The sequence below is a fragment of the Neobacillus ginsengisoli genome, assembly GCF_030813055.1.
On sequence record NZ_JAUSTW010000003.1, the window covers coordinates 543,773 to 567,005 of the forward strand.

Below are 23,233 nucleotides of genomic sequence, written 5' to 3' on the forward strand. Positions count from 1 at the left end.
GATAGCTATAAAAGGCTAATTTGTTGATTTTTGCAATAAATACGCTTTATATAATAGGGAAGTTCTAATTTGAAAAGAGGGATTTTTATGAATATATTATGGGATTTCGATGGGACTCTTTTTGACACGTACCCGTCGCTTGTAGAGGGCTTTGTCCAATTAAGCAAAAAAGAGCTTGATAAAAGAGAAGTGTTGAAATGGCTTAAAATTGACTCGAAAACAGCATTTAAACATTATGGAGTTGATGAGAATAAAAGAGAAGAATATCAAAGGTTATATAATTATTATGCAAAAACGACAAGCAGGCCTTTTGATTATTTAGAGGATGTTTTATCGTCTGTTGATAACAACATTATAGTTACACACCGGGAAAGGGAATCCACAGCAGCCCTTCTGGAAAAATTCCAATTAAAAAAATACTTTACAGAGATTGTTTCAGTCGAAGAGGATGGATTCATAAGAAAGCCTCATATCTCCTCTTATAAACATGTATTGGAAAATTACAACATAGATCTCGTTGTCGGAGACCGCGAATTAGATTTAATTCCGGCCAGACAGTTAAATATTAAAACGGTTGCCTTTCAAAACAGAAACATTGAAGCGGATTATTATATAGATTCCTATGTAGATTTTTTACCTGTAGTGCTTAATACTAAATCTGAATAGTGATGGGCGAAGGGCACTATTGTGTCGTAAATGATTCCTATAAAATTGTTCATTTAAAATAACCTTAATGATTTATTCATAGTTTTTTCATTTTTTCAGGGTAAGATAAATACATGAAACGGACATGATCTTTTTCATACAACCCCCTTTTTAATATATTTTATTGTTGATCCGGCATATTGCCGGATCTTTTTTTGCTTACCCCAGAAATAACTCATATAACCGACTGTCCACTGTACAGAGACAAAACTGCCGAAGTGTCCACGAACGGTGACAGGCACCGATAGGCATGATAAAATATTCAAAATAAATGGATAAAAAAGGATTCGATTCAATTGAGGTCTTTCATTACCACCGCTACAGAATTTATGAGCTATAACAATAACATTTTATTTGAGCGGGTAAAGCTCGTTTCTTATATGCTTATTTTCTCTTATCCCTGTTTTTTCATTGTTGATTTTTTCCTATTTAATAACCTAAGTAAGCCTACCTTTAAATTTATACTTTCTGCAGTCCACATAACAGGACTTGTAATCTCGCTTATTTTTATCGGGATCTATCATTTATCCAAAAATATATCCCAAGGTCTCATCATTCATTGCTATATCCTCCTTTATTTAATGATTGGAGCAGTCACTTCTATTAACAGTCAGTTATTCACAGGGAATATATATGCCTATATCATTATTTTAATGGGGGTAGCCGTCATCTTCCCGGTCCGGCCAAGGACCTTTTCTTTCCTAGTCTCGGGGGTACATCTTTTCTTCCTGATAGGTTTATTCCTAATGGACCATGACCACTTCTCGTTTTTGTCAAAAATGATTAACTCAACAGGAACTGCCGTGATTTCTTGTACGATTTCACTATCATTCTATACATCTCGTAAAAATGATTTTATCAACAAATTGAAACTAAGAAGGAATGAGGAGAGTTTTCGAAGCTTATTTAACATGAATCCCAATCCCTTAATCCTTATAAAACCGAATAATAATAAAATTTTGCTAATGAATAGACATGCAGTTGAATACTATCATCTTCAAAATAAAGACTTGGCTCAAATGGATGCTGGGTTCTTGTTTAAAGACCTCCAAGAAAGACTGGACATCATAAAAAGGCTAAAAAAACAGGAAAGCATCAGAAACTATGTCACCGAGCAGCAAATCACACCAGAGATGTGCAAATGGACAATGTTAAGTTTCGAATGGGTTGATTACTTGGATGACACCTGTATTCTGATTGGCGCCACTGACATTACAGATTTCAAGAAAAATGAAGAAGAGCTTTATAAACATGCTTCTATCGATATCCTCACAGGTGTGATGAATAGACGAAGCGGGATGGAATTGCTTCGCGAGAAACTATCTAGCAGCTCCAGTTCGCAAGAATTTATTATTTGCTATATCGACATAAACAACTTAAAAATGGTAAATGATTGTTACGGTCATTCTATAGGAGATGATCTGATCAAGACATGCTGCGAAACAATCAGCCGACATCTTGCTCCCAATGACGTTTTATTTCGTCTGGGCGGAGATGAATTTGTGATAATTTTCCACAAAAAGCAAATGCAAGTCGCGCAGCAGCTGTGGAACAACATCAAACGTGAATTTCAGGACATCAATGATACGAACCAAAAGCCATATCCGATCTCTGCCAGCCATGGTTTTTACCACTATAAAACCGGCTCCGATATGACTGTGGAACAACTTCTGGAAATGGCTGACAAAGAAATGTATAAGGAAAAGTTCCTTCAAAAAACAGCACGTTATCAATAAATAAGCAAGGAAAAACCTGACCCTACTCACAAAAGAAGCACGCATGACAGTAAATCGTCATGCGTGCTTCTTCTATTGTTCCAGTTTTCGCATGATTCGCGGCACCTCCAGTGTCCACCGTACAAGGACAAAACCGCTGTATTGTCCACGAACGGTGCCTGTCACCTAAAAAGCACCACTATAGCATCGCACCGTTCCAGCCTAGTTTGTATTTGCCAATGGTCGTGTTGGCAGCCATTGATCCATTTGAGTAGAAGTAATACCATTTGTTGTTAATGAGTTTCCATCCCGTTTCCATGGCGCCTGATCTATTTAGGAAGTACCATTTACCGCCCCACATTATCCAACCTGTTTTCATTGCCCCCGAGCCGGCTAAATAGTACCAATGACCTCCGGTATATACCCATCCGGTTTTCATCACACCCGTTTTCAAATCATAGTAAAACCAATTGCCCTTCTCAAAAACCCAACCTCTTTTGACGGTACCTTTTACGGTTACACTGGTTGCCGTACTAACATTTCCTAGAGCATCTTTGGCATAGACTTGGATAATGGTCCCTACCAGTTGTTTCGGAATGGTTATCGTGAAAGCACCCGTACCGCTATTGACCCTTCCAATTTCCGTTTTCCCTGCCATCGCAACTACTGTTGCATTCGGTGCAGCAGTTCCTTTCAGTTGCGTATCAGCATCCCCAACCGGGTTAACCTTCGGACTTGCCGGAGGTACGGTCACAACCGTTCCTGCCCTGTTATTCATATCCAAGAGTGTATAGGTTATATTTTGCCCTTTATCCAAAGGCACGGCCAAGCCGTCGTTTGGATTAAAGGCAGTGACAACTGAACCTCCGCCATGCAGGCTAACGGAAGTACCGGTATAAACCTTCGCCTGTAATGAATTAAAGAAGGGATCCCCTTTAAATCCGTATAAACCCGTAGGCTGTTTTAAAAGCAGCGCAATCCTGAAATCGGTCATTAATTTTCCAAAAGTCATAGCGGGACTGATATATTTTTTAGCAACATCTTCAATTGCCTTATAATTATTATTTGGATCTTGTAATATTTCTTTAAAAATTCGATCTCCTTGATTTGCTTGAATTTTAATATACTGTGTAAACAAATAGGACAAAGAGTAATTTGATAGTAAATCACCGCTTTCATCCCAATACAAAAGCGACTGCCCATTTTGGATGGCGGATGATTCATTATAGTAAGCTAATCGGTCCGTGAGGCCATGACCCATATAAATTTGTTCTGCGGCCATTGCCAGCCCCTCATCTAACCAAGTATCCATACTGCTATTTCCTTCAACAAGCACATTTTGGTTGTAATTTACCATATGTTGAAACTCATGTGCCAATGTGGAATAGACGCCTGATACATCTTTTACGGAGCCGGTTCCCATTGTTGGGTATGTGTCGATATAAAAAGTTTCCGATTGATTGGAATGGGCTGTAATATATAAATCTCCCGGATAAAAATATCCGGCTACATAACCGCCGCTGCCTGAGAAGCCATCTTGAATGTCATAGCATAAAATATTAATTTTTCCATCCTTATTAACATCCGATTCCGTGCCAAAATTAGCGGTCACAGTGGAATAGATTTTATTATCAAATTCCATGCCCAGCTTCGCTGCATCTGCATCAGAGAGTTGGTTATTATTTACCCATACTTCTGCTTTCGTACCGATATAAGCTAACCTGGCGTTAATTTGATAGTCCGAATTAGTAGTTAGATTGGAAACCCAAAAAAGTTTACTATCACCGACTTTGTAAGGCTGTACCAACAGGCTTGTACTTTTCCTGACAAGGCTCCCTTTCATACTGGAAAGATCGAAAGGTATAGTTACATCTACTTTATATGTACTTGGTTTCAAGATCTTATCCATTGATAACTTCATATTTTTAAGATTAAAAGTACCTGTCGGTTGAGATGATACCGAATCTGTCGATTCATTGCTTATTACGGCATAATCCGTAGATCCCCCATTTACCGTTTGTAGATTAGTAGAAGGATTGAGGGCGTTGGCACTGTTTTGCGCTTGCCTTCCGGGATCTCCATTCAATGGAGTAGAATTTATATTTTTCTCTGGCTGAGGTACTTCCACTGCCGTATTTTGAGCAAATACAGCTCCCGGTAAAATTAGCATCTGAAGTGCAACAATCATTGGTACAATCTTTTTCAAAACCCCTGCTCCCTTCTTAACTCTATCAATTAGTACTAGATTACCAGATAATCCTACGATTATATATTACTAAAATTATTTAAGTAAATAATACTAGTTAAAAATGACCCCCTGTCACTTTCCCCGTACGTTACATGCGGTTTCGACGGATTTCCTTTTTCTTCGATAAAAAATGATTTCATCGATTTTATATCGCTTTCAATCGAAAAAACTACCAAACTCCAATAAAATCCGGCAGTGATTGGCTCAGTTCAAAAATGTACATACTAATTAAAAACAAATTCAGGTGATGAAAGTTGAAAAAACTTGTTTTTATTCGGCATGGACAAAGCCATTACAACCTTGAAAATCGCTTCACAGGCTGGAAGGATGTGGATTTAACCGATGAGGGCTATAACGGGGCAAGAGAAGCGGGCTCTATCCTAAAAAAACACGGGTTCATCTTTGACATTGCTCATACTTCCGTTTTAAAACGGGCCATCCGAACATTATGGATACTCCTTCATGAAATGGATTTAATGTGGATTCCCATTCAAAAATCCTGGAGATTAAATGAGCGACATTACGGTTCCTTACAAGGGATGGACAAGGATGAGGTCATTGCGAAATTCGGTGAGGAGCAAGTAAATGAATGGCGGAGATCAGCCAGTGTCCGTCCGCCGGACATTTCCCCGGAAGAGCATTTCCGTGACGTGTCCGACCCTAAATATGCGAGCATTGGAAAAGAACGTATTCCATTATCCGAGAGTCTTCTCGATACAGAGGAACGCGCGTTAGTTTATTGGAATGAGCAGATTGTTCCGAGCTTAAAACACAATCAACGTGTCATCATCTCCGCACACGGCAATACCTTAAGAGCACTGGTCAAATATCTCGACAACATTCCCGACGACGGCGTGGTCAGCCTCAATATTCCCAATAGCATCCCCCTCGTCTACGAGCTGGATGACAACCTAAAACCAATCCGGCACTACTACCTTTGCCAGGATGGCGAAATACCACATGATTCCATCCCGCTGCATACAGACTGCGATTGGATGGGGTGACAGGCACCGTTCGTGGACACTCCGTCACATTTGTCCGCGCACAGTGGACACAAGGTTTTACGAAAAAATGGCTAGCCGATTTTAAAAGACGTGCTGCTTTTTTAAATTTTTAGTTTTTTGATTGAGTTCTTATAGTCCCTCCATTAAAATCTAAAATAGGGTTTAAAATTCGAGGAGGCTTTCCATGAAACTGAGCACTGAAGAAATTGAGATTTTAAAGATTATTGAAGAAAATCACAAAGCATCGCTGGAAACCGTCGCGCTTATGGCCATGTGCAGCGAAGAAACCGTCAGAAATACCATTAAAAAATTAGAAGAAGAAAAAATAATAATGAGCTACCCGACCTTAATCGATTGGACGAAGGTAGAGGGCCAGGAAAGCATCGTAGCCATGATTGATGTAAAGGTAACCCCGAAACGCGGAGTTGGATTCGATGAAGTAGCTGAACGAATTTATCGTTTTCCCGAAGTATCTTCACTCTATCTCATGTCCGGTGCCTACGATTTGTCGATAACCGTTGAAGGAAAAACGATGAACCAGATCGCCACCTTTGTATCGGAAAAATTATCAACAATTGAAAATGTGATTTCCACCACCACCCATTTCATGTTGAAAAAATACAAACATGACGGGGTTATTTTTGAAAGTGGCAATGACAAAGATCGCAGGATGGTTGTTTCGCCATGAGTAAGGATTATTCTAGCTATATTTCCGATACAGCTCATCAGCTACAGCCATCCGGCATAAGAAAATTTTTCGATTTGGCAGCCGGGATGAAGGGGGTTATTTCCCTAGGGGTCGGCGAACCGGACTTCATCACCCCTTGGAATATAAGAGAAGCAACCCTTTTATCGATCGAAGAGGGCTTTACCTCCTATACGGCAAACGCCGGCTTGCTGGAATTACGAGAAGAAATCTCTATCTACTTACAGAAAAGATTTGCTGTTAATTATGACCCGAAGAATCAAATTATTGTCACAGTCGGCGCCAGCCAGGCACTGGACTTGGCCTTTCGCGCGATTATCAACCCCGGGGATGAGGTCCTTATTGTTGAACCTGCATTTGTGTCCTATGCCCCGTTGGTTTTTATGGCAGGAGGTAGACCTATTGCCATTTCCACATCGCCCGAAAATGACTTTAAAGTAACAGCCGAACAAATTGAAAATGCGATAACGGAAAAAACAAAAGCGATTTTGTTGTGTTCCCCAAACAACCCAACAGGCAGTACGTTAAACAAAGCAGAACTGACCGAAATCGCTAAAATTGTTGAAAAGTATGATTTAATCATGGTTTCCGATGAAATCTATGCGGAATTAACCTACGATGAAACCTTTACCAGCTTCGCCGCGATCGAAGGAATGTATGACCGGACGATTTTAATCAACGGATTTTCCAAAGGATTTGCAATGACAGGCTGGCGATTAGGTTTCATCGCAGCCCCTGCAGAATTAGTTCAAGTGATGCTGAAAATTCACCAATATACCGTCATGTGCGCTCCGCATATGCTACAGCTTGGAGCTATCGAAGCATTGCGCAATACGTATGATGAAGTGGAAAATATGAAAAGAAGCTACCTGAGAAGACGGAACTATATGGTCCAGAGGCTAAACCAAATCGGTTTGGACTGCCATACACCGGGCGGCGCCTTTTATGTCTTTCCTTCAATAAGGGCAACCGGCCTCTCCTCCGAACAATTCGCGGAAGAGCTTCTCATCCAAGAGAAAGTCGCGGTCGTTCCAGGTAATGTATTCGGGGAGAGCGGAGAAGGTTATATTCGCTGTTCCTACGCAACCTCGATGGAGCAGCTTCAAGAAGCATTGAAACGGATTCAACGGTTTATTGAAACAAAGGGAATCTATGGTAAGCAAACTTCGAAGAAAATGCCGGAGGATTCATTATTATAATAGTGAAAAAAGTAACCGCCTGAAAATCCGGAACGGTTACTTTTTTCTTTGCAAAAAAAATCCTACACTCTATAAAAATCAGCCTTCCAATTTGTAATCTGTTTTTTAATATCATCCGGACTTAAATTTTGGGAAGCGGCCTTAGCACTTAAATCTGCTAGCTCCGCGTCACCTGCAAAACGCAGGGCGATAATTTGAGCAACCGATAGTCGTGGATCAAGTAATTTTCCTGTTAACACAAAATGACGCAGATTTTCCTCTGCCCGTATCGCGCGATCCTGTGCTTTTAATGGATAAGTGCGAATTAAGATAAACATGATGACCAGGATTACAACGATGGCTAAAATGAGAATAGACGATAGACTTATTCCATTTTTAATAACTAAAACGATTGCACCCACCAAGGTAATGACGACTAATAACGATAAGATATAATGAAAAAGAGGGTGAAATCTTCGGTGATTTTGGTAATTTTGATTCATACGTTTTTCCTCCTAAAATTGATTTTTACTCCCATTTAAATGTATAACTGGCAACCGCAAATGCGGCAATTAACCAACCGCCTAAAATAGCCGTTTCCATTCCCAAGCTCGCCCATCCTGCTCCTACATTCATGATTTCACGCAATGCCGTGCTTAAATGGGAAATCGGCAGGATCTTTACAATGGGCTGAAGAAACGCAGGCATATTTTTAATCGGGAAGAAAACGCCTCCCAAAAATAACATTGGAAAGGATAGAACACCTGCAATAGGCGCAGCACTTTCAGGTGTTTTGGCAATCCCCGCAATGATAAAGCCGATTGCCATAAACGCAAGGGTTCCAAGAATAATAAAACTGATTAAGGTGAACCAGGAACCGCGGACTTCTACCCCAAATAACAGATGGGCAACGAGTAAGACGATCAGTGCCTGCAATCCATTCATCAGCAGCCTTGCAGTAATTTGCGCAGCAATAAACGTTGAGGCTTTGAGTGTGGTCCCCTGCATCCTCCGTAAAATCCCCCGTTCTCTCCAGGCAGCAATCTGACCGGCGACACCATTCATGTTGTTACTCATAATCATCATCGCCACAATTCCCGGCACCAAGAAATCAATATACTGCAAATGAAGAGCTTGGATACCGTGAGATTCCATCACCACAGCGGGCTTATAGGAAACTCTTTGCTTACTAATCTCATCGATTACTCCATTGACAAGCGCTAATCCAACTTGTGAAACAGCATAATTCGTATCATTATAATAAACAGGAATGGTAAATGGCTTTGCTTGTGGCCCATTATTTTTCAAACTAGTTTCATAATCCTTTGGAATGGTGACGATGAGTTGCAGATCGCCATTTTTCAGACTCGTTTTTGCCAACGCTTCATCTTTTTGTATCTCTAAATGAATGGCTTCATTTTTTTGCAGGGTTTTCACAAACTCACTTGAAAACGATGAATGATCATCATCAATCAAGCCGATTGATAGAGAAAGCCCATTTCCTTTACCTAAAAATAACCCCAACATGGTCATGAGAAGGATCGGGAGGACCAAAGTCCAAATCAGCACTTGGCGATTCCTGAGAAAAATCCGCAGCTGTGCAAGAGTTAACTGCCAGTAAGCCTTCATCCTTCCCTCAAACTCCTTCCCGTCATGTGAATAAATACATCCTCCAGCGTCGCAGTCCTTGTTTGCAAATCAACTAATTCAAGATTTTTTTCAGCTGCAAAATGGATTAAGCCGGTTAATGTGCTCTGTAAATGATCCGAATAAAGTACATGGACATCTTTATGATTTCCCACTTGCTTTACCCCTTCAATACTAGAGAAATCAAAGGATTCTTCATGGTGTAAAACTCTAAACTCCAAGGCGCTATCCGATTGGAGCGATTTCACTAATTGGGCCGGAGTATCCAAAGCAATTAGCTCACCCTGATCCATAATCGCAATCCGATCGCATAGAATGTGAGCTTCATCCATGTAATGAGTGGTTAACACGATCGTTTTGCCTTTATTTTTTAATTGAAGAACAATGTCCCATAAGGTTCGTCTGGCCTGTGGATCTAAGCCGGTTGTCGGTTCATCCAGAAAAACGACCTGCGGATCGTGAACTAAGGCCAGCGCAATCGCTAAACGCTGCTTTTGACCACCTGAAAGACCTTTTATCCGGCTTTTCATTTTCTCCGAAAGCAACACATCATCAATTAATTGCGAAATAGAAAGATGTGATGGATAAAAGCTTGCGTACATTTTCATGATTTCTTCGACAGTCAGCAGTTCAAAAAGCGAGGTAGATTGTAACTGAACACCGATGATTTCCTTTACTTTCTTAAGATCCCGTAAAATATCGCAGGAACCAATAACGGCTGTTCCTTTGTCCGGTTTCCGCAGGCCGACCAGCATTTCAAGCGTCGTCGTTTTTCCTGCACCATTTGGTCCTAAGAGACCGAATATTTCCCCCTTGCGCACTTGAAAATCGACACCATTCACCGCTTTAAATGACCCGTAGCTCTTGACAAGTCCTTTTACATCAATAATCGTTTCTTGAAATAAATTCATATAAGTTTATTCCTTCTTTGGATTATTATTCAAATACTTTTCCAGGCATGTTAATTGTGATGCCCAATATTTCCTCAAGTCAGTCAACCATTGGGAAGCATAGTCTACCGATGCTGGGTTTAAATAGTAATAACGATAACGTCCCTCCTTCCTTTGGGAAATTAATCCCGCCTTCACCAACACCTTAAGATGTTTTGAAATCGCCGGTAATGACATCTCAAAAGGCTCAGCCAATTTCATGACCGTCATTTCCCCTCTGGCTAACTGATTGATGATTTCTCTTCTCGTAGGATCTGAAAGAACAGAAAATACTTCATTTAAGATTTTATCATCATTATATTTAACCATATGGTTAAATATAATGTGTTCACTATTTATTGTCAAGCTTTCCTTTTTCTTTCAAAACCGACTGCTGCTTTTTCAAAGGAAAAATATGTAAAAACATGAAAAAAAGATGCCCCCTTAAATTCAGGCTTGGACATCCTCCTATCTGCACTAATTGATTCCTTCTAGCCGAACAGTGATCCCCTTCTACACTAAGGATCACTGCCAGTTAGAACATTGAATCAAATTACAGTCTGCTTAATTTTGATATATTATTTTCCAGTTTGTCCTGAACCCTGATCTGATCCGTTGTTTTGCGACTGATCAGATCCGTTGTTTTGGGATTGATCAGATCCGTTGTTTTGCGACTGATCTGATCTGTTGTTTTGCGACCCACTAGAGCCATTGTCTTGATTTTGCTGTGGACTTGTATCCGTTTTTTGCTGATTATTGCTACAACCTGAGGCAACACCTACTAACATGAAAGACGCCAATAATGCTAAACTCCATTTTTTTAAATCTTTCATTTTTCAATTCCTCCTTGATTGTTTCAAAATTTGGTACAATCCCATCTTACAAAAATCCTTGAAAAAAAGAATTCAAACAACTATTTCTTAACATTAATTAACAGATTGTTAAAAATTTTCATAAAAACTTATTGGATTTTTAAAATTAACTAGCACTTTCCGCTCTTTCTTTTTATCTTTGTATTAACTATAAGAAATCCGCCCCTTCAAGAGGAATTTCTTTCTTTATCTTATTATCCGGGATTTTGGATATTTGCAATTGATGCAATTACACAATCCAACTATGTTCGTAAAATTAGCCTATTTTGGTAGCTTTCCCATTGAGCTTCCCGCTTCTCTATAAAGTTTTTTATGTATAAAATGTAAAATACTGAGAATAAAATTAATAAATAATCAAATACTACTATTAAATATTTAATGGGAGGTTTATTATGCGCTCCGATAATTACTTTGCTGTATTTGTTTTTTTTTCAATCCTTGGCATTGCTGCAACTACTATATTTAGCAGCATTATGATTTCTCAAAACAACAAGTTGATGTATATGCAACAAAATAAAAAATAATTTTAAACAAAAAAGCACTCAATTGAGCGCTTTTTTCGTATTTTTTGGTATGTAAATTAAGTCAGCTTCTCAGTACATACAAGATTAATTTGTATGAACAACCTTTCATTTGAACAAAAATAAGCGACATTTTTTTATAATAAAAATGTCGCTTTTACTTTCTCATATTCATCATTCGTTTACCATATTATCTTCGACATGTTTAGGAAAATAGTCATTTAATTGATTAAATAAATAAGTAAGATAAGAATTTAGTTCAAATCGGTCTTCACGGATAAAATCATCAAACAGGATTTTACTTTTTTCCATGTCTCTCTCCCCTTTATTTTTTCTTCGACAGGCTCCCCTCGAGACAAAACAGGATAGATATATATTTTTCACGAATTGATCGATCTATCTGGCAATCAGTTAAAATTAAAGTATTGGCCCCGCCTACGCCAAATACCATGATGGCCACGCACGCCATCCGCCTGTTTTTATTATAAATGAAAGCGTTTCCAGAACCAAGTGTTTTCATTATACAAGTTCCGACAAGTACTGCGAATTTAGTCGTAATGCCTAATGCCTAGTTTTATAGAAAACTCTCTGCTAGCTTAGTGATCGTTTATGGTGTAACCATTGCAGGATGCCATTACCACTATTCCCTCCCCCAAAATAGTAAATTAAAAGTTTACTACTAGTATGGAGCCGGAATTAGAAATTTATACATCAATTTATGAAACTTTTAATCTAAAAAAATTCTTCTGTCAAAAAAGATCCGTCAACCCAATTGGAATCTTATCATTAATAACCAAAATTGCTATTGTTATTTTGGGTTGATAAACTGATTATATAGAATGAAATGATTAAAAGGAGATTTACGATGATTAATAAAATTGGAAAAGTTACCGTATATGTTCAAGATCAAGAAGAGGCAAAAGATTTTTGGTTAAATAAAGTTGGCTTTGTTTTAAAACTGGAACAACCAATGGGACCGGACTTCTCTTGGATAGAAGTCGGACCAAGTGATGACGAATTTACCACATTAGTTCTTTATTCTAAGGAAGCTATGGAACAACATGATCCATCTAAAGTTGCACATCCATCCATTCTTTTCAGCACATCAGATATAGAATCCGCTTATGAGAAGATGAAACAAAATGGTGTAAAAGTAGAGGATATGTTAAGAATGCCATTTGGAACAATGTTCTCCTTTAAAGATCAAGATGGAAATGATTATTTATTAAGGGAAGATAAATAGGACAAACAGGTTACACTTGGATTTCTTAACTGACTTAAATTTATCAAAAAAGTTGTACCCATTAAAAAAGCAGGGTTATTTTGACTTTACGTCAAAATAACCTTGCTTTTTCAGTATCATCGAAAAACCGGTTTTTATATTCTAATTATTCATTATCACCATAACTACTTTTTTAAAACTTTAATCAATAAGTATACCCCGCCAAATACGAGAGCTAAAATCAATAACGGAATTAATATATTCGATAACATATTAACACCCCTAATTTACTAGTTAATTCATATAAATTCCATTTAGAAACATCAAATTCCTTCTTAATCTTATCTGCATTGTTCACACAATTTTTATAAAGTATTTTGGTCTAAATTTAACCATAATCATATATTTTATATGAAGGATACAAAATGAGCATTTTTATGTAACCCATTCTATTATGAAATAGGTGAGACCAAAATGTTTGTTGTTCATTTTTTCGAAAACAAAAATCTTTTATTAAGTCAGCTGCTTAATCGTGTTCCAACCGTAGGTGAATTTTTAACAATTAAAGGTCGTAAAGGAAAGGTTTCAAGTGTTAAAAGTATTGATGAAAAAAATATTCATTTGCAAGTTATCATAGAAAACGTTAATAAAAATAAACAAATTGTTGTAGATAATTCAAAAAAGAAAAAAAGGTAAGTAAACGTCCTTTGTAAATTCTTTTTAGTTAGGGCAAACAGATGAAAACAAAAAGAATGCACATGTTTGATAGGTCTAATATGTGCATTCTTTAATGAATGTACATTTTGTTCTCCCAGCACTGAAGAAATGAATAGTATTTGTCCAAATTATGGAGGAGAATTTATAAGAAGACCTAAGAAGCCACAAAATGTTTGTTCACTTTGAAATGATTAAACAGGGTTTAGCCCTGTTTTTTTGTGCAGCTTTTGTCATTCACTGCAATTCTTTACTCATGTTGTACCAAACGACTCCACCATGCTCAGAGTTGGAAACACCTTTGTTGAGGTATCCAAAGTTTTCATAGAAGCGAATTAAGTTTTCTTTACAAGTGAGGGTAATCGTTTTACGTTTTTCCCCTCTTGCTTCGTTTTCAAAATAAGCAAGTAACGCTGATGCCACGCCCCGTTTTTGATATTGCGGGGACACTGCTAATCCTAAAATAGTTTGATGACCGCCGGAGGTTGGATTTGCCTTTATATTGCTAAAGAGGTCATCTGTAATGTAGGCAGCTTCTATGACGGGGCCATTAATCAAACCCACGATCACACCCTCCTCTTCAGCTACAAAAAAACTATCTGGAATGAACTGAATGCGCTTTTCAAATGCTTCTTTCGTCGCAGCCTCTTCTTTTGTAAAGCAAAGATGTTCAATAACTACAAGTTCAGGTAAATCCTTCATTTTTACATTTCGTATGTTCAACAAAGCCATCATCCCTTCAAATTTGAAATGTGCCAAGGTGGTTGCTGGTTATTTACCATTAATGGAAATATTCTATATTATAGCAGCTGATAAACAAAGGATGGCGTTCATATAATGAGCATAATACATCAGCTCCTTAATGAGATTATACGCAATTTCCAATAAGTGGTAAAATAATATTTAAATGACAAAGGGACAATCATCATAGGTTTGGCAAAATCAGCAATTTGCTTTATGAATTTCTTAAAACCAACAGAAGCGTCTGCTTTTCATGCAAACGCCTCTTAGAGGGTAATGACAGATGTTGTTGCTTTGGTGGTAATAATAACATATGCACTCAGAATAAAAGGGAATGGACAAGTGCTGATTAAAGTAAATTAAATAGAGAAATGACAAAACAGCTTCTTTTCTATTAATGGACAAGCGTCCACACCCTGTTACAGAACCAATCATATTTTATCTAAAAGAATGAGTATGAAAGGAAGAAGAGGTCATTGGTGGAGAATGATAATAAACCGAACCGAGAAGTTGACCGTTTCTCAAGATTTATGTTTGGAAACAGGAAATACAGAGAAACTTACAAATCAGTCGAAAATACTTTACATGAAGAGCCCGAACAAAAAGAGCAATCACTTTTCGATAGCAGATCAAATCGGTCCGATGATTGGTTTTTCGGGATTAGGAGAAAGGAATCTGCGGCCAACACTCACACCACTCCAAATCAGATAGATAATTTTCTTAACAATGTGGATTATGATTTGCTTATGGAAACTATCGATATGTTTGTTACTACGTCTAAACAATTAAAACCATTATTTAAAGAATTCACCCCTCTTTTGCAGCGATTTAGTAAAAAATTCACCTCCAATGAAGATGAGGCCTAAAATATGTAACAGTTGTTTTAAAATGGAGAGAGTAGAGAAAGGGATTGCCGAAGCAGTCCCTTTCTTCTACTCTTGCAACAGCTTGTTCAATAAAATGGATTTACATAACAAAAAAACTGCCGCAAGCGACAGCTTTTTTTCTTTATAAACGATTTTCTACGTACACATAACAACCTATTTTTTTCGAACTCCAAGGAAAATGGCTACGATTGAAAGTAGTGCAGAAAGTACTGATATGATAAGTGGTAGCGAACTTGTTCCTGTTGATGTAGAAACTGTATTTTGTTTTACATCCTGCTTAGTTGTCTGGTCAACTGCTGTATCTGAGACTATATTAGTGATTGAATGCGGTGTCTCTGAACCTTGGTCCCCTGTCCATTCCACCACACTGCCATCTTTATAATATTGGTAAGCATCCCAAGCAGCTTTCGTTGCTTTGTCCGGATTTTTCGCAACAAATACAAAGCGTTGGAATTGATCAGGCAAAATGCCTTGTCCAGTCGTTTCAAATGTAATTGACGTTACCTTGCCATCAGAACCTTTTTGTGTTGTAAAATTCCATCCTGCAAGCGGTTCGAACGAATCAAAATCTAAACCGGAAGGTATTTTTATCGTAAACTTAGTAGTAGGCACATCCTTTTCGGAAGGAACTTTTACGGTATACGTTTCCTCTTCTCCAGTTGTGGAAGTTTTTGGAGTCACCTCAACATGAGCACTAGCAATACTACCAAACAAAAATAAACCTAATAGGGTTGGTAAAAAAACTCTCGATATTTTTTTAATAGTATGTTTCATTTTCATTCCCCTTTAACTAAAGCTTGGCTTCACCATAATATTAACTTAAAACATGAAAAGAACATAAACAATATATAAATGTGAATAATTTGTGAAAAACGTGTTAAAAAGTAACATTTTTTCACAACAAAAAGTCATTCAACTCTTGTTCAACTACATTGCCCCTTTTGTTTCACAACACATGACAAAGAACTCGGAATTTCTCCAAGCTCTTTTTATAGTCAATTACTATGTAATTTTGTGGGATTTGACTTGTTTTTTCTGCGTTGCATCTCAAGTTAATACAATTATATTATTGACCGGATTGTTCCGTACCTTGATCAAATGACGGAGTAGAACCATTGTCTTCATTCAGTTGCGTATTAGCTTCAGTTTTCTTTTCATTTGAACTACAACCTGAGGCAACACCTATTAACATGAAAGACGCCATTAATGTTAAAAGCCATTTTTTAAGATCTTTCATCTTCCAATTCCTCCTTGATTGTTCCAAAAAGATTACAATCTCAGCATACAGGAATTCTTTAAAAAAACACCCATTCTTTATCTAAATTTACAAACAATTTAAAATATTTATAGAAATTTAGCAATAGTTCTAAATTTTTTAGTTCTTTCACCCCTTTTAAAAATGAACCTTGTTTAAAAGCTGAAAGAAGTTTAAGAATGCTAAGGATTTTAACCTTCTTAAAACGGGTTGTATGTAATTTATCCCAACAATCGGCTTTTTAAACGTTTATTTATTATCGCATCTAATTCTTGATTTACAACGGGTTGCATAATTATATACAATGCAGTCAAACCATGCGCGATCTAAAAGGGGAGTGCATGTCATTACTCACGAATTTCATCATAAGGGACAAATAGTAGCTATGGCACGCAAGATGGGATATGTACCTCCAAATACAGATGTATTAGGAACAGATTAGAGGAATTTCCGTTTGAGTAAAAAGCAGGCAAAAATTTGTTTATAAAGGTATAAGAATTAATCACTATTTATACGCAAAAGAGGGTGCCCGTCTTGGAACACCCTCCATAGTATATTACAAACTAGGTACGGAAATTTTTTCACACCTGCATAATTATTTTCCTGATAGTCCATTTACGTCAATAAATGGAGTCGCACCACTTGTAACACTTGGCAGGTGTCCATCCCATTTTTCCAAAGCCTTTTCTTGCACTTCAATTTGTTTTAATTGGATTAACTCCGGTGTTACTTCCTGCTTTTTCAATTTCAAAGCTTCCGCTTCGGCACCAGCTTGCGCGATTTGCTGCTGTGCCTCGATTTTAATTCGATCCAGATCCCTTTGTGCTTTTAGGGCGTTTTGTTCGGCCGTTTGTTTGGCTTCGATGGCTTTATTGAATTCCTCGCTAAAGGCAAATTCTTTAATATTAATATCTTCCAGTTTCATATAGTATTTTGTTAATTTAACTTTGAGCATATCTTTTACTTCCGCGGAAACCTCGGGACGTTTGGAAATTAATTCTTCGGCTGTGTACTTAGCCGTTACGGCTTTTAATGATTCTGCAATCGCCGGGTCCACAATCCGTGAACGATAATCTAATCCGATATTTTGATAAAGTTTATTAACCGCTTCGGGATCAACAGAGTAGTTGACGGCAACCGTTGTTGTGACCGTTTGAAGATCCTTTGACGCAGCCGTTTGAGCACTTTCTTCTTTTTGTACCCGGACTTCAATCGGTTGAACAGATTGTATAAACGGAATTTTAAAATGAAAACCTTCACTTAAAATGGTCGGTTTAACTGCACCTAATTGTAAAAGAACACCTCGATAACCAGATTGAACGGTTGTAACGGAAGAAAAAATAAGAAATATCACGACAATCCCAATAAAACCGCCAATAATCGATTTCGCGTATTTCATTCCATACCCCTCCCTTTAGTAATCTGATCAGCTCTTTTGTAAAAGATTATTGCAATCCTCAATAAATTGCACAGCTTTTTCTTGATTCGCGGATAATATTCGGCTTTTCGTTGAATCATGTTCCCATTATAGAAAGAAGAAGGAAGTGCTTGGTTAGAATCCACCACCAAATTGATACATTAATATGCAATGAATACTTATCCGAGTACGCACTTTTACAAAGATGAAAAATGGGTCAACTTTTTATAATTTTAGCCATTTAGAAAGCTCCCATTTCCTTCGTAACAATCTGTTCAAAACTTATTTACAAATATGTGAAACAATGAACAAATTACGCTCAATTCAAGATAAAAGGATTATAATAGCAATGTAATCAAGTTAATAATAAAACTTTTTCACAAAGGAGTCTTTTATATGTTTAACCAATTTTTAAGACAGAACAAAGTGGCTTCTGCTATTCTTACCGTCTTGCGCTTATATCTCGGATATGAATGGCTAACAGCCGGTCTCCACAAACTTACAAGCGGTTTTGATGCTTCCGGATTTCTAAAAGGCGCAATCGCGAATCCTGTGAAAGGTCCGGATGGCAGCATGGTCTATGCCACTTATGTCGGATTCCTAAAACACATTGCCTTACCAAACGCTCACATCTTTAATACCATTATTCCGTTAGGTGAATTCCTTGTCGGTCTTGGACTCATTCTTGGATGCTTAACAACAGCGGCGATGTTCTTCGGCTTAGTCATGAACTTCTCTTATGTGATGGCCGGTACTGTGTCTACTAACCCGCTTGATATTTTACTAGGTGTGATCATTATTGCTGCCGGATACAACGCTGGCCGAATTGGTCTTGACCGTTGGGTCGTTCCATTCATTCATAAAACTGCCGCTAAAGGAAACAAAGCAGCAAACAACAATAGGGCTTAACACAAAAGGACCTCATTCCTGGACGTTCAGGAATGAGGTCCTTTTTCTTTTAACTGTAAATCGGCCGAAACAAAGTGTATCCAGCTTTACTTTTACTGGTTTCGGATTAAATACTTTAGTATAAAATTCAATCGACTTATCTAAATCAATGACATTTATCCCAACATGCATTTTCATCTTAAACCCTCCAAACGTCTATTAAATCAAATAAATTTGATTTTATAATCTAAGTATATTAGCAAGTTTTCCTAATTATAACCACTAAATCAATTTTTTTTGATAAAGGCGATTGACATATAAAAATATTGGATATATGATAAATGCATCAAGATTATTTGATTTATAAAGTAGGTGAAAAAAATGAAAGAAGAAATTCAATTACAAGACCTAACATTAGAAAAAGTATTTGAAGAATATGAGTTAAAATTTAAAGCAATTGCAGATAAAAAGAGACTTCAAATCATGAATATTCTAACTCAAAAAGGGGCTATGTGTGTTTGTGATCTTGCCCCAATGCTGGATATGGCTCAATCAAAGCTATCCTATCATTTAAAGATTTTATTAGATGCCAATATTATAACAAAAGAAACACGAGGAACATGGAGTTATTATGATCTAAATCAAGAAGAACTCAATCATTTGTTATCCCATGAACTTTGTTGCATATTCAAGCCGACCTGCTGCTAAATTTTTTTAAAGTAATCATCTCTATTAAAATTGAATATAAAAATTTGCTTATATAAACAGTAAAGGTGATGCCAAGAGTCAAGATACTCTTGGCTATTTATTTCTTACTCGCCAGTTTCTGCAAAATGCTTAATGCGATCACCGATTTCATCACGGACACGTTGGAAGAATGCCCATTTTTCTTTATCTGTTCCTTGTGCTTTTGCCGGGTCATCAAATCCCCAGTGTACTCGTTTTACTTTTGGTGGTGTAATTGGACACTTATCAGCTGCGTCTCCACATAACGTTACAACCAAATCAGCATTGTTTAAATATTCAGGATCGATAATATCAGATGTATGATTTGAAATGTCGATTCCAGCTTCTTTCATCGCTTTTACAGCATTTGGGTTTAATCCGTGAGCTTCAATACCGGCACTGCGTACTTCCCACTCGTCACCTAAATGTTTTTTTGCCCATCCTTCTGCCATTTGGCTTCTGCAAGAATTTCCTGTACATAAGAAGTAAAGTTTCTTTTTAGACATGACTATTCTCCTTTAATCTTCGTGTAGTAGTTTATAAATAACCGCCGCACAACTTGCTCCTAAAATAGTTGCGACAATATACACCCATAAATATTGAGTTGTTCCTGATACAATGGCGGGGCCAATGGATCTGGCAGGATTCATCGAAGCACCGCAGATTGGACCTGCAAACATGGCTTCTAAGCCGACTGTTGCACCAATAGCAATTCCTGCAAAGGATTTTACCGCTTTTCCATGGACCGCTGACCCGAAAATAACCATCATCAAGAAAAATGTAAGGATAAATTCCAATACAAACGATTGTCCCCATGAACCTCTCGGTAAGGTGGTTCCGAGTGTTGCAACATTTCCAAATAAACATAATAACGTTGCACTCGCTGCAATCCCTGCAATGACTTGAATACTAATATAGTTAAGTGCTTCCTTCTTATTTATATCCCCATGAATTAAAAACCCAATGGTAACAGCTGGATTGAAGTGAGCACCGGAAAGGTGACCAAACGTGAAAATTAATGCCATTACCACCAGCCCAAATGTAAGGGCTACACCTACATGAGTTAAACTTTTCGTAATCGAATCTATTACTACTGCACCCGTTCCCGCAAAAACCAGAAAGTAGGTTCCTAAAAATTCGCTGATTAACTTTTTTTTCATTCTGTTCTAATCCCCTCGTTGATTCATATGCTTAACAACCACAACGAAGCGTAGGATTGCTTTTTTCAATCTGTTTGATTTTCTCTGTCTGAACTGGCACATGCTCTAAAACGTCTTCTATAAGTCCATATAAATCACTTTGTGAATTCAAGGAATAATAGATCCACTGACCTCTGCGATCCTCTTTAACTACCCCTAAATCCTTCAGTTTTCGAAGATGCTGACTGATAGACGGCTGACTCATATCAAACACTTCGAAAAATTCACACACACAACATTCTCTTTGTTTTAAAATGGCCACAATAGTTAAGCGTGTTTTATCCCCTAATAATTTTAAAACGTTGGCAGCTTGTTCTATTTCAACTATTGATTCCAACATATCGGACACCTACTTAAATATAATATAAGTAAATAATAATATACTTATTTAAATTCCATGTAATATATAGTGTTCTAATTTTCCGTTGATTCAACAAAATTTATACATATCTTCACAGATTTCTATTCACATTCTCATCATTTAATGCAAATTGATACATAACTATTTGCTTATATATTAAAACTGTAAATAATTTAATGCAAGTACTCTATTGTAAAGTTAGTGTAAATAAAAAGATTGATAACCGAAGCTATCAATCAATATTTGGAGATTACAATAATTTTTCCATTGCCATAACATCAACAAAATTCCCATCTAGCATCCCCTGATTTTTAAATACACCTACTTCTCGAAAACCCATTTTTTTATACAAACCTTGACCTAATTGATTAAATGGGAACGTAAACAGTACCATTTTATGAAAACCATTTTCTTTGGAAAGGAATTCGAGTTCTGTCAGTAATTTCCTTCCAATTCCCTTTCCTCTATATTCCTTGCAAATATAAACGGATAGATCAGCCACTCCATCATAGGCACACCGATTATTGTATTGGTTTAGAGAAGCCCACCCAACAATTTGTCCAGCATGTTCAGCTACAATTACTTTATATCGACCGTTATGCTTATTAAACCATTCCTTCATATAGGAGTAATCTTTTATTTCTGTTTCAAGGGTTGCAATCCTATCTTCGATGCCTTGATTGTAAATAGTTAGGATGGACTTAATATCCGTCTCGTTTGATATTCTTATATTTATATCCTTCAACATTTTTAACCTCCTTCTATCAAAATCATTATAATTTAAAAAATCATTTTTTCTTAAATTTACGAAAACAGCCAAATCAATAAACAGGTTCTCCCTCCACCAAGACGATTTTGTCCTTTAACGAGCTTTTCAAGGACAGGTTCTCCCTCAGGGGTCTTACCAATTCTCCAGTTCAACAAAACATGGGATAAAAACCGCCTACCGCAGCCCAATCATAGGCACACTACGCCATGTTACAAAGGCAGTTGTTACAGTTTTAACCCAAACAATTATTATAAATGTAAATAGATATTCAATGTCTTGTAACATTTTTCTTGTAAAGTTTACTTAACCCCAAAAAGAGACTGTTTCCTACTAGACATTAAATTATTATTCCGATATAGTGTATTAAACAAAAAATTCGTGGAGGTGTTACGAAAATGACTTCCTCCTCAAGAAGAAGTCTTTACTTTGACAACGCAAAATTCTTTCTAATTTTTTTAGTCGTATTCGGTCATGTCATTAGTCCAATTAAGGATAACAACAACATTCTATTTACCTTATATTCCGTCATCTTTCTATTTCATATGCCCGCCTTCATTTTTATTTCCGGTTATTTTTCCAAGGGATTCAATAAGAAAGGCTATCTTTTAAAAATACTTAAGAAGATATTATTGCCGTATTTAATTTTCCAAGTCCTCTATTCTCTTTTCTATTATCTGGACGGAGAGGTTCCTAGTCTTAAAGTGGACATGCTTCAACCACATTGGTCACTATGGTTCCTATTGAGCTTGTTCTGTTGGAATCTTTTTCTCTATATTTTTGCCCGATTAAAATGGACCGGCTTAGTTATCTCAATAGCAATCGGGGTCGGAATCGGTTATTTTGATCATGTTGGCAGCTTTTTATCATTATCAAGAACGCTTGTATTCTTTCCCTATTTTCTTTTAGGATATTTAGTAGAACCCAAACATCTAAAAATAGTTAAAAAAGCTAGATTTTCCCCTTTAATTGGTTTTGCTATCCTCCTAGGAACGGCATTAGTATTTGCGGCCTTGTTCCCAAAGGGGGCAATGCCATGGTTATTTGGTGATACCTCCTATGCCAATATGGGCGTAAAGGAATTAACAAGTGTGCTCAAGCGATCCTCACAGTATTTAGTAACCTTAATTGTTACGTACGGATTTTTGGCGATGGTTCCAACCAAAGGCTTTAAATTCACCATAATCGGGGAACGAACCTTATATGTCTACCTTTTGCATGGATTTATCATAAAAACGATTGAAATGTTCGTTTCTTATGACACACTAAATGGCTTTTCTACTCATTATGTAATACTAACGGTTTTTTCGTTAGTAATTTGTTTTTTACTAGGAAGCTTTTTCATTAAAAAATATACATGTCCATTAGTTGAGATGAGGATTTTCAATACAAAAAGCTTACTGCCGTAAACCAGTTAGCTATTATTTAAAAAATGGGGACGTTATTCGGTAACGTCCCCTTTTTTTGATTAAATTTAATGCTACCTCTAGCAGTTCTATTTTACAATATGATTATATGTTTAAGGCTGGTTG

The 23,233-nt window shown here is 37.1% G+C and carries 28 protein-coding genes and 1 pseudogene; 13 read left to right on the forward strand and 16 right to left on the reverse strand.

What is annotated here, in order from left to right:
* Positions 1 to 87 precede the first annotated feature (87 nt).
* Together J2S10_RS11680 and J2S10_RS11685 are read left to right on the forward strand one after the other, a co-directional pair.
* Positions 88 to 666 carry an HAD-IA family hydrolase gene (locus J2S10_RS11680; protein ID WP_307407836.1) on the forward strand — a complete coding sequence of 193 codons (579 nt, stop codon included), beginning with the start codon at positions 88 to 90 and terminating at the stop codon, positions 664 to 666.
* Between the two features lie 335 nt (positions 667 to 1,001).
* Positions 1,002 to 2,441: a sensor domain-containing diguanylate cyclase gene (locus J2S10_RS11685; RefSeq protein ID WP_307407838.1), complete on the forward strand. Its 1,440-nt coding sequence runs from the start codon at positions 1,002 to 1,004 to the stop codon at positions 2,439 to 2,441.
* 178 nt (positions 2,442 to 2,619) lie between these two features.
* On the opposite strand, the gene J2S10_RS11690 is transcribed toward J2S10_RS11685, so the two are convergent.
* Positions 2,620 to 4,626 carry an Ig-like domain-containing protein gene (locus tag J2S10_RS11690; RefSeq protein ID WP_307407841.1) on the reverse strand — a complete coding sequence of 669 codons (2,007 nt, stop codon included), beginning with the start codon at positions 4,624 to 4,626 and terminating at the stop codon, positions 2,620 to 2,622.
* 296 nt (positions 4,627 to 4,922) lie between these two features.
* Here J2S10_RS11690 and gpmA point away from each other — a divergent pair, with 296 nt between their 5' ends.
* From gpmA to J2S10_RS11705, 3 genes are all read left to right on the forward strand, one after another.
* The gene (gene gpmA, locus J2S10_RS11695; protein ID WP_307407842.1) at positions 4,923 to 5,672 is read left to right on the forward strand and encodes a 2,3-diphosphoglycerate-dependent phosphoglycerate mutase; all 750 of its coding nucleotides are present in this window, start codon (positions 4,923 to 4,925) and stop codon (positions 5,670 to 5,672) included.
* A 184-nt stretch (positions 5,673 to 5,856) separates the two neighbouring features.
* Positions 5,857 to 6,360 (forward strand): Lrp/AsnC family transcriptional regulator, encoded by a 504-nt coding sequence (locus J2S10_RS11700; RefSeq protein ID WP_307407845.1) that lies wholly within the window; start codon positions 5,857 to 5,859, stop codon positions 6,358 to 6,360.
* The gene (locus J2S10_RS11705) at positions 6,357 to 7,577 is read left to right on the forward strand and encodes an aminotransferase (RefSeq protein WP_307407847.1); all 1,221 of its coding nucleotides are present in this window, start codon (positions 6,357 to 6,359) and stop codon (positions 7,575 to 7,577) included. The genes J2S10_RS11700 and J2S10_RS11705 overlap by 4 nt, the downstream gene beginning before the upstream one ends.
* 62 nt (positions 7,578 to 7,639) lie before the next feature.
* On the opposite strand, the gene J2S10_RS11710 is transcribed toward J2S10_RS11705, so the two are convergent.
* The 6 genes from J2S10_RS11710 to J2S10_RS11735 all read right to left on the reverse strand — a co-directional run bounded on the left by J2S10_RS11710 (position 7,640) and on the right by J2S10_RS11735 (position 11,837).
* Positions 7,640 to 8,059, reverse strand: a complete 420-nt coding sequence (locus J2S10_RS11710) for a DUF6526 family protein (protein ID WP_307407849.1) — start codon at positions 8,057 to 8,059, stop codon at positions 7,640 to 7,642.
* Positions 8,060 to 8,084: 25 nt separating this feature from the next.
* Positions 8,085 to 9,185: an ABC transporter permease gene (locus tag J2S10_RS11715; protein WP_307407851.1), complete on the reverse strand. Its 1,101-nt coding sequence runs from the start codon at positions 9,183 to 9,185 to the stop codon at positions 8,085 to 8,087.
* Positions 9,182 to 10,114 carry an ABC transporter ATP-binding protein gene (locus tag J2S10_RS11720; protein WP_307407853.1) on the reverse strand — a complete coding sequence of 311 codons (933 nt, stop codon included), beginning with the start codon at positions 10,112 to 10,114 and terminating at the stop codon, positions 9,182 to 9,184. The genes J2S10_RS11715 and J2S10_RS11720 overlap by 4 nt, the downstream gene beginning before the upstream one ends.
* Before the next feature lie 6 nt (positions 10,115 to 10,120).
* Complete coding sequence (locus J2S10_RS11725) at positions 10,121 to 10,498, reverse strand: ArsR/SmtB family transcription factor (RefSeq protein WP_307407855.1); 378 nt, start codon at positions 10,496 to 10,498, stop codon at positions 10,121 to 10,123.
* A gap of 212 nt (positions 10,499 to 10,710) precedes the next feature.
* Positions 10,711 to 10,965: a hypothetical protein gene (locus tag J2S10_RS11730; protein WP_307407857.1), complete on the reverse strand. Its 255-nt coding sequence runs from the start codon at positions 10,963 to 10,965 to the stop codon at positions 10,711 to 10,713.
* A gap of 734 nt (positions 10,966 to 11,699) precedes the next feature.
* A complete protein-coding gene (locus tag J2S10_RS11735; RefSeq protein ID WP_307407859.1) occupies positions 11,700 to 11,837 on the reverse strand; it encodes a hypothetical protein in 138 nt (45 codons plus the stop codon).
* A 553-nt stretch (positions 11,838 to 12,390) separates the two neighbouring features.
* Between J2S10_RS11735 and J2S10_RS11740 the strand changes: the two genes are divergently transcribed.
* From J2S10_RS11740 to J2S10_RS11750, 3 genes are all read left to right on the forward strand, one after another.
* Positions 12,391 to 12,768 carry a VOC family protein gene (locus J2S10_RS11740; protein WP_307407861.1) on the forward strand — a complete coding sequence of 126 codons (378 nt, stop codon included), beginning with the start codon at positions 12,391 to 12,393 and terminating at the stop codon, positions 12,766 to 12,768.
* A 453-nt stretch (positions 12,769 to 13,221) separates the two neighbouring features.
* Positions 13,222 to 13,443 carry a hypothetical protein gene (locus J2S10_RS11745; RefSeq protein WP_307407862.1) on the forward strand — a complete coding sequence of 74 codons (222 nt, stop codon included), beginning with the start codon at positions 13,222 to 13,224 and terminating at the stop codon, positions 13,441 to 13,443.
* Between the two features lie 66 nt (positions 13,444 to 13,509).
* Complete coding sequence (locus J2S10_RS11750) at positions 13,510 to 13,650, forward strand: DUF1272 domain-containing protein (RefSeq protein WP_370876188.1); 141 nt, start codon at positions 13,510 to 13,512, stop codon at positions 13,648 to 13,650.
* Positions 13,651 to 13,698: 48 nt separating this feature from the next.
* Here the strand turns inward: J2S10_RS11750 and J2S10_RS11755 are convergent, their stop codons facing one another.
* A complete protein-coding gene (locus J2S10_RS11755; protein WP_307407864.1) occupies positions 13,699 to 14,187 on the reverse strand; it encodes a GNAT family N-acetyltransferase in 489 nt (162 codons plus the stop codon).
* A gap of 494 nt (positions 14,188 to 14,681) precedes the next feature.
* Here J2S10_RS11755 and J2S10_RS11760 point away from each other — a divergent pair, with 494 nt between their 5' ends.
* Complete coding sequence (locus J2S10_RS11760) at positions 14,682 to 15,068, forward strand: hypothetical protein (protein ID WP_307407867.1); 387 nt, start codon at positions 14,682 to 14,684, stop codon at positions 15,066 to 15,068.
* 174 nt (positions 15,069 to 15,242) lie between these two features.
* Here J2S10_RS11760 and J2S10_RS11765 read toward each other — a convergent pair whose 3' ends face one another.
* Together J2S10_RS11765 and J2S10_RS11770 are read right to left on the reverse strand one after the other, a co-directional pair.
* Positions 15,243 to 15,863: a YcnI family copper-binding membrane protein gene (locus J2S10_RS11765; protein WP_307407869.1), complete on the reverse strand. Its 621-nt coding sequence runs from the start codon at positions 15,861 to 15,863 to the stop codon at positions 15,243 to 15,245.
* Positions 15,864 to 16,155: 292 nt separating this feature from the next.
* A complete protein-coding gene (locus tag J2S10_RS11770) occupies positions 16,156 to 16,326 on the reverse strand; it encodes a hypothetical protein (protein ID WP_307407871.1) in 171 nt (56 codons plus the stop codon).
* Between the two features lie 358 nt (positions 16,327 to 16,684).
* On the opposite strand from J2S10_RS11770, the pseudogene J2S10_RS11775 reads away from it, so the two are divergent.
* A pseudogene (locus J2S10_RS11775) lies at positions 16,685 to 16,786 on the forward strand (DinB family protein); the annotation flags it as partial.
* Positions 16,787 to 16,939: 153 nt separating this feature from the next.
* Here J2S10_RS11775 and J2S10_RS11780 read toward each other — a convergent pair.
* On the reverse strand, positions 16,940 to 17,743 hold the full coding sequence (locus J2S10_RS11780) for a prohibitin family protein (RefSeq protein WP_307407873.1): 804 nt from the start codon (positions 17,741 to 17,743) through the stop codon (positions 16,940 to 16,942).
* A 414-nt stretch (positions 17,744 to 18,157) separates the two neighbouring features.
* Between J2S10_RS11780 and J2S10_RS11785 the strand changes: the two genes are divergently transcribed.
* The gene (locus J2S10_RS11785) at positions 18,158 to 18,670 is read left to right on the forward strand and encodes a DoxX family protein (protein WP_307407875.1); all 513 of its coding nucleotides are present in this window, start codon (positions 18,158 to 18,160) and stop codon (positions 18,668 to 18,670) included.
* A gap of 12 nt (positions 18,671 to 18,682) precedes the next feature.
* Here the strand turns inward: J2S10_RS11785 and J2S10_RS11790 are convergent, their stop codons facing one another.
* Positions 18,683 to 18,847 (reverse strand): VOC family protein, encoded by a 165-nt coding sequence (locus J2S10_RS11790; RefSeq protein WP_307407878.1) that lies wholly within the window; start codon positions 18,845 to 18,847, stop codon positions 18,683 to 18,685.
* A gap of 183 nt (positions 18,848 to 19,030) precedes the next feature.
* On the opposite strand from J2S10_RS11790, the gene J2S10_RS11795 reads away from it, so the two are divergent.
* The gene (locus J2S10_RS11795; RefSeq protein WP_307407880.1) at positions 19,031 to 19,357 is read left to right on the forward strand and encodes an ArsR/SmtB family transcription factor; all 327 of its coding nucleotides are present in this window, start codon (positions 19,031 to 19,033) and stop codon (positions 19,355 to 19,357) included.
* A gap of 104 nt (positions 19,358 to 19,461) precedes the next feature.
* Here J2S10_RS11795 and arsC read toward each other — a convergent pair whose 3' ends face one another.
* The 4 genes from arsC to J2S10_RS11815 all read right to left on the reverse strand — a co-directional run bounded on the left by arsC (position 19,462) and on the right by J2S10_RS11815 (position 21,680).
* Positions 19,462 to 19,881, reverse strand: a complete 420-nt coding sequence (gene arsC, locus J2S10_RS11800) for an arsenate reductase (thioredoxin) (RefSeq protein WP_307407882.1) — start codon at positions 19,879 to 19,881, stop codon at positions 19,462 to 19,464.
* 12 nt (positions 19,882 to 19,893) lie between these two features.
* Positions 19,894 to 20,535, reverse strand: coding sequence for an MIP/aquaporin family protein (locus J2S10_RS11805; RefSeq protein ID WP_307407884.1), 642 nt, complete (start codon positions 20,533 to 20,535; stop codon positions 19,894 to 19,896).
* A gap of 31 nt (positions 20,536 to 20,566) precedes the next feature.
* Complete coding sequence (locus tag J2S10_RS11810; RefSeq protein ID WP_307407886.1) at positions 20,567 to 20,914, reverse strand: ArsR/SmtB family transcription factor; 348 nt, start codon at positions 20,912 to 20,914, stop codon at positions 20,567 to 20,569.
* 271 nt (positions 20,915 to 21,185) lie between these two features.
* Positions 21,186 to 21,680, reverse strand: a complete 495-nt coding sequence (locus J2S10_RS11815; protein WP_307408135.1) for an arsinothricin resistance N-acetyltransferase ArsN1 family A — start codon at positions 21,678 to 21,680, stop codon at positions 21,186 to 21,188.
* A gap of 419 nt (positions 21,681 to 22,099) precedes the next feature.
* On the opposite strand from J2S10_RS11815, the gene J2S10_RS11820 reads away from it, so the two are divergent.
* Positions 22,100 to 23,110, forward strand: a complete 1,011-nt coding sequence (locus tag J2S10_RS11820; RefSeq protein ID WP_307407888.1) for an acyltransferase family protein — start codon at positions 22,100 to 22,102, stop codon at positions 23,108 to 23,110.
* Positions 23,111 to 23,233: the final 123 nt, after the last annotated feature.